The sequence below is a fragment of the Pseudomonas sp. genome, assembly GCF_051660785.1.
In the GTDB taxonomy this organism is placed as follows: Bacteria; Pseudomonadota; Gammaproteobacteria; order Pseudomonadales; family Pseudomonadaceae; genus Aquipseudomonas.
The window spans coordinates 1-5,465 of sequence record NZ_JBOFQE010000066.1; the positions used below are offsets into that span (position 1 = coordinate 1).

The 5,465-nt window shown below is 62.7% G+C and carries 5 protein-coding genes; all 5 read right to left on the bottom strand.

Translation table 11 applies throughout. The annotated features are described in order from the left end of the window. Nucleotides 1–907 precede the first annotated feature (907 nt). Genes ACRC4F_RS18130 through ACRC4F_RS18150 form a run of 5 tightly spaced genes read right to left on the bottom strand, consistent with a single transcriptional unit; the run spans nucleotide 908 to nucleotide 5,226 of the window. The gene (locus ACRC4F_RS18130; RefSeq protein ID WP_438660586.1) at nucleotides 908–2,119 is read right to left on the bottom strand and encodes a CaiB/BaiF CoA transferase family protein; all 1,212 of its coding nucleotides are present in this window, start codon (nucleotides 2,117–2,119) and stop codon (nucleotides 908–910) included. Between the two features lie 19 nt (nucleotides 2,120–2,138). Then, complete coding sequence (locus ACRC4F_RS18135; RefSeq protein ID WP_438660587.1) at nucleotides 2,139–2,945, bottom strand: enoyl-CoA hydratase/isomerase family protein; 807 nt, start codon at nucleotides 2,943–2,945, stop codon at nucleotides 2,139–2,141. Nucleotides 2,946–2,955: 10 nt separating this feature from the next. Further along, a complete protein-coding gene (locus ACRC4F_RS18140) occupies nucleotides 2,956–3,720 on the bottom strand; it encodes an SDR family NAD(P)-dependent oxidoreductase (protein ID WP_438660588.1) in 765 nt (254 codons plus the stop codon). A 4-nt stretch (nucleotides 3,721–3,724) separates the two neighbouring features. Then, a complete protein-coding gene (locus tag ACRC4F_RS18145) occupies nucleotides 3,725–4,870 on the bottom strand; it encodes a thiolase family protein (RefSeq protein WP_438660589.1) in 1,146 nt (381 codons plus the stop codon). Continuing rightward, the gene (locus ACRC4F_RS18150) at nucleotides 4,867–5,226 is read right to left on the bottom strand and encodes a Zn-ribbon domain-containing OB-fold protein (RefSeq protein WP_438660590.1); all 360 of its coding nucleotides are present in this window, start codon (nucleotides 5,224–5,226) and stop codon (nucleotides 4,867–4,869) included. The genes ACRC4F_RS18145 and ACRC4F_RS18150 overlap by 4 nt, the downstream gene beginning before the upstream one ends. Nucleotides 5,227–5,465 lie beyond the last annotated feature (239 nt).

Here is a 5,465-nt window from a genome sequence, read left to right on the forward strand (position 1 = left end):
ACGAGGGGGTGGCAGCCGTGCGCAAGTTAGTCGACCGGTAAGGAAAAGCAAGAATCCGGCGCGTCCGAAGACGCCTTGCGCACAACTGCCATAAAGTACAGGCGAATACCTGACTGACGATGCTCGTGCGACCGCTTTACCTTAAGCCGGGCGACTAAACCCGATCACTGATGAGCAGTGACGGGACTCAAGTTACCGAGCGAACCCAAGGCGCACAAGCCGGCGGATTCTGGCGCAGCCGTAGGCAACGGCGCAAGGTTTTGTAGCTTTCAGGAAGTATCTTCGAGGGGGTTTAAACAAGCTCTGTTTCGCGGTTAAACAGACGTGCGAGATAGCTGACCGGATCTATTTATTCACCCAACTCTGTGGCGAGGGAGCTTGCTCCCGCTCGACTGCGCAGCAGGCGCCAAACCATTCGACGCGGTCATCCTGACAGTGCGCGGTTGCAGGTTTTGGGGCCGCTGCGCAACCCAGCGGGAGCAAGCTCCCTCGCCACAGGATTTTTGTGAATCTCATACATCAAGGTGTCATCACCACTCCACCTGTGGCGAGGGGGTTTATCCCCGTTCGGCTGCGCAGCAGTCGTAAATCCTGAGCACTCGGTTCACCTGAATGATCACGGTTGCAGGTTTTGGGGCCGCTTCGCGACCCAGCGGGAGCAAGCTCCCTCGCCACAGGATTTTTGTGAATCTCATACATTAAGGTGTCATCACCATCTCACCTGTGGCGAGGGGATTTATCCCCGTTCGGCTGCGCAGCAGTCGCAAATCCTGAGCACGCGGTTTGTCTGAATGACCGCGGTTTCAGGTTTTGGGGCCGCTGCGCGACCCAACGGGGGATAAATCCCCTCGCCACAGGGTTTTTTGTGAACACCACGCATTGAGGGTTCAGTGCCACCGTAACTGGGTCAGGCCAACTCCACCTCCGGACAATGCATGGCACTGGACGCCAGCAAATCGGCAATTTCATCCTCCGAAAACTCGAACTCCCGCAACACCGAACACGAATGCTGGCCATTCTCCGGTGCCGGTGGATACGGCGTTTGCGCCGCTTCCAGGCTGTTGACCGGAAACCCCGGCACCCGCACCACACCATGCTGCGGGTGGTGCAGTTCCACCAGCATGCCGTTGCTGGCGATCTGCGGATGGGCCAGTACGTCGTTGTAGTCGCTGACTTTGGAGCAAAGGATGTCGGCCTCGCGCAGCACCTCAAGCCAATGGGCAACGGGCCGGGTGAGGAACACGTCGGTCAGTGACGCGCACATGGCTTCACGATGAACCACCCGTTGCGCCGAGCTCCTGAAACGCGGGTCGTCGATCCACTCTGGATGGCCGAGCACCCCGCACAGGGTCGGCCAGCGATTGCCGTTGTACGCGGCGACCATCAGCCAGCCATCCGCCGCCTCAAAGGCTTCGTTGGGCGCGGAGTAGGGCGCGGCGCTGCCGATGCGGGTCGGCAGTTTGCCGTCGCAGAGGAAACTCGCCAGTGATGCCTGTTGCAGCGCCAGTGCCGAGTTCATCAGGCTGACGTCGAGGTGGCCGCCCAATCCGTCTTTTTCCCGGGCATGCAACTTGGCCAATACAGCCATGCACGCCATGTAGCCGGTGACGACATCGACCACGGGCGCTTGCACCTTGGACGGAGCGGCGTTCGGCGTGCCGATAAGGCTCATCAGGCCGGAATCGGCTTGCAGAATGCCGTCGACGCCAGCACGGTCGGCATATGGACCTTGCTGGCCGTAGGCGGAAATCGAGCAGTAGATCAGGTCCGGTTTCAGCGCGGCCAGGTCCTCGTAGCCCAGTCCGAGCCGGGCCATGACGCCGGGGCGCATGCTTTCCACCAGCACGTCGGCTTGTAGCACGAGGCGTTTGATAACCGCTGCGCTGTCGGGGTGTTTCAGGTCCAGGCTCACACCCAGTTTGCCGCGGTTGAACGCGTGATACAGCGCGCTATCCTCGCCAACCCACGCCGGGCCGAGGGTGCGGCCCAACTCGCCTTCGTGGGATTCGACCTTGATCACCCGTGCGCCCATGTCAGCCATCAGCATGGTTGCCGTGGGGCCGGCGGCGATCTGGGTGAAATCGAGGACGGTCAGGCCGTCCAGAGCTTTGCGTAACATGTTCGCCTCCTCGGGCGCTTCAGCGGCCCGTGTAATGCGGTGCGCGTTTTTCGGCAAACGCCTGCCGGCCTTCGAGGCGATCGTCGGTGTCGCGCAACACGCCCCAATACAGTTCGGTCAAGCGCTGGGCGTCGCTGTCGCTCAAGTGCGCGGTGCTGCGGGCCAGGGTTTGCAAGGCCTGAATCGCCAGCGGTGCCTGGCGGGCAATTTGCTCGGCGAGCACCATCGCCCGTTGTAGCAGGGCCTCGCGACTGTCCAGACGTTCCGAAATCAGGCCCATGGCGTGGGCCTGCCACGCGTCGATGCGCGCCCCGGTCAGGGCCATTTGCATGGCGTGGGCGGGCGGCACCGCGCGCATCAACCGATGCAGGCCACTGACCGCCGGAATCGAGCCAACCGCCGCTTCCGGCAGACCGAATGTTGCACTGGCACTGGCAATGCGCAGATCACATTGCAACGCCAGTTCCAGGCCGCCGCCCAGGCAATGGCCATTGATAGCGGCAATCAGCGGCTTGTGCAGGTCGAGGTCGGCGAGGTCCATCTGGCGGATATAAAGCCCCGCGTCTGCGGCGGGCTCGTTGGCCAGGAACAGCGCCTCGGCATAAGACGCTGAAGACGCCCGCGTACTCTTGAGGTCGGCGCCCACGCAGAACGCCCGTTCACCGCTGCCGGTGATCACGGCTGCGCGCAGTTCCCGGCGGTCGCGTACTTCGCGAAGATGGCCGCGCAGGGCCTGGAGCGAATCCAGGTCCAGCGCATTCAGGCTGTGCGGGCGATCAAGGGTGATCAGCGCCACGGAACCGTGGATTTCCAAAGTGACTGACATGGCGTTCACCTCACACACTGGCCGAGGACAGACTGCGTCCGCCGCACACATACAGGGTTTGTCCGGTAACGTAGCTGCTGGCCGGAGAGAGGAAAAACTCCACGGCGTTGGCGATGTCGTCCGGGGTGCCAATGCGTTTTACTGGCACCGTATCCTTGAGTTTTGCCTGCACTTCAGGGGCGAAACTCTGGAACAACGGTGTGTCGACAATGCCGGGCGCGATGGCGTTGACGGTGATGCCCTTGGCCGCAAACTCGATCGCCAGGCTGCGGGTCAGGCTGACCACGCCGCCCTTGGCCGCCGAGTAGTTGGCCTGGCCGAAACCGCCGAGCCAGGCCCGGGACGACATGTTGACGATGCGCCCGAAGCCTTTCTCCAGCATCAGTGGCAAGGCTGCCTTGCAGCAGAGAAATTGCGCTCGCAGGTTGGTGTCCACCACCAGGTCCCAGTCCTGTTCGGTCATGTTCAGGAAGCGTTTGTCGCGAACCACGCCGGCGTTGTTTACCAGAAAATCCAGGCGACCATGGGCTTCGCGGATCTGCGCGAAAGCGGCGTTGACTGACTCGCCTTCGGTGAGGTCCAGCGCAATCCCGGCGACCTTCAAGTCCTCGGCTTGCAACGCGCTGACGCTGGCGTTAAGCGCCTGTTCGTCGCGATCCAGCAAGTAGACAAACACGCCCTGGCTCGCCAGTCGTTGGGCAATGGCCAGGCCGATGCCGCGAGCGGCACCGGTGACCACGGCGACCTGGCCGGCAGAAAAATGTGAGTTGCTCATGGCTTCAGACTCCCAGAATGTGCACGGCCGACGCCGCGTGGTCGACCCCGGCGATACCGCCGCCAGTACATTGCGCCAGGCCCAGGCGCGGTGTGCCGGCTTGTCGGCTGCCGGCGCGGCCTTGCAACTGCCAGAGCAACTCGACCATTTGCGCGACACCGGTGGCGCCCAACGGATGACCTTTGGCCAACAGGCCGCCACTCGGATTGACCGGCACCCGGCCACCGAGGGCGGTGGCGCCCGAGTGCAACAGCGCGACGGCTTCGCCCGGTGCGGCCAGCCCCAGCGCTTCGTAATACAGCAGCTCGGCGATGGTGAAGGCGTCGTGCAACTCGACCACGCCGATGTCGGCGGGGGCGACACCGGCCTGTTCATAGGCCAGGCGTGCGGCACGTGCGGTGATTTCGGCGTCGAGAATGTCTTCGTCGCCGCTCTCGCGCAGGCCCGAGACAATGATCGAACCCAGCACCTTGACGTCTTTGGCGTGGGGGCCGGGTTTGTTGCCGAGCACCAGCGCCGCGGCACCGTCCACTTGCGACGGGCAGCACTGCAACAGGGTCAGCGGGTCGGCGATCATGCGCGAGGCGAGCACTTCTTCGAGGCTGACTTCAGTGCGTTGCTGAGCGTATTCGTTGAGCGAACCGTGACGACGATTCTTCACCGCCACCGCAGCCAGATCCGCAGGTTTGGCGTCACGCTCGTGAATGAATCGCGTGGCGCGCATCGCGTACACCGCCGGCAAAACCATGCCCGCCGTGGCGTAGAGGTCGGTCATGCGGTCGTTGCGCTGCATCGGAATCATACCGCCGCCCAATGCGGTGAGCTGTTCGATACCGAACACCAGCACGCGTTCGTACTGCCCGGCGAGCAAGGCGTGGCGTGCCAGATGCACCGCCGTCGCGCCGCTGGCACAGGCGTTTTCGATGTTGTAGACCGGAATGCCTTGCAGACCCAGGTCGCGCACGATCACCTGCCCGAGAATCATCCCGCCCAGCACATTGGCGCAGTACACGGCCTGTATGTCGGCCAGTTGCAGACCGGCATCGGCCACTGCATCGAGAATCGCCCGTTGCGCCAGTTCCGGGGCCATGACACCGGGGTGGCGGCCGAAGACGGTCATGGCGCCGCCCATTACATGCATCTGGCTCATGGACGGGCCTCCTGGGACTGGAAAACGTAGCCGTAGGTGTCGTCGGCAATCACTCGGCATTTTTCGCCGATGGCAGGCACGCCGGGGCTACCGATCAGGCGCCCGAACAAACGCACTGGGCCGGGCAGGTCGACGTAGGCGAGCACGAATGGAGCGAGGCCACTTTTCGGGCTTGGGTGCATGATGGTGAAGCTGTAGACCTGACCCTCGACGTCGAGCACGGTGTCGTCGAACTGGCTGCTCAGCGGCGACTCGGCAGGTACGCAGGGGAAGAAGATTTCGCCGCTGTGATGATGGCGCGAGGCGTGCAGACCGGGTGGCGTGGTAGGTGCCCAAATGGACGCGGAAAAACTCATGATGACCTCCTGTTGTTATGGGCTTGCGAGCAAGCTCTGGAGGTCATGGTCGGGCAGGGCACAAGGCCCGACAAACGATATAAAAACCCGGCTTGGTTGAGAAAAAATCAAGCCATGGCGGTAGCGGGTCCACCCGCTATCTGTCAGTTGAAACGCAAAAACTGTGGGAGCGAGCCTGCTCGCGATTACGGTGTGTCAGGCAACAAACATGTCAACTGACACACCGTAATCGCGAGCAG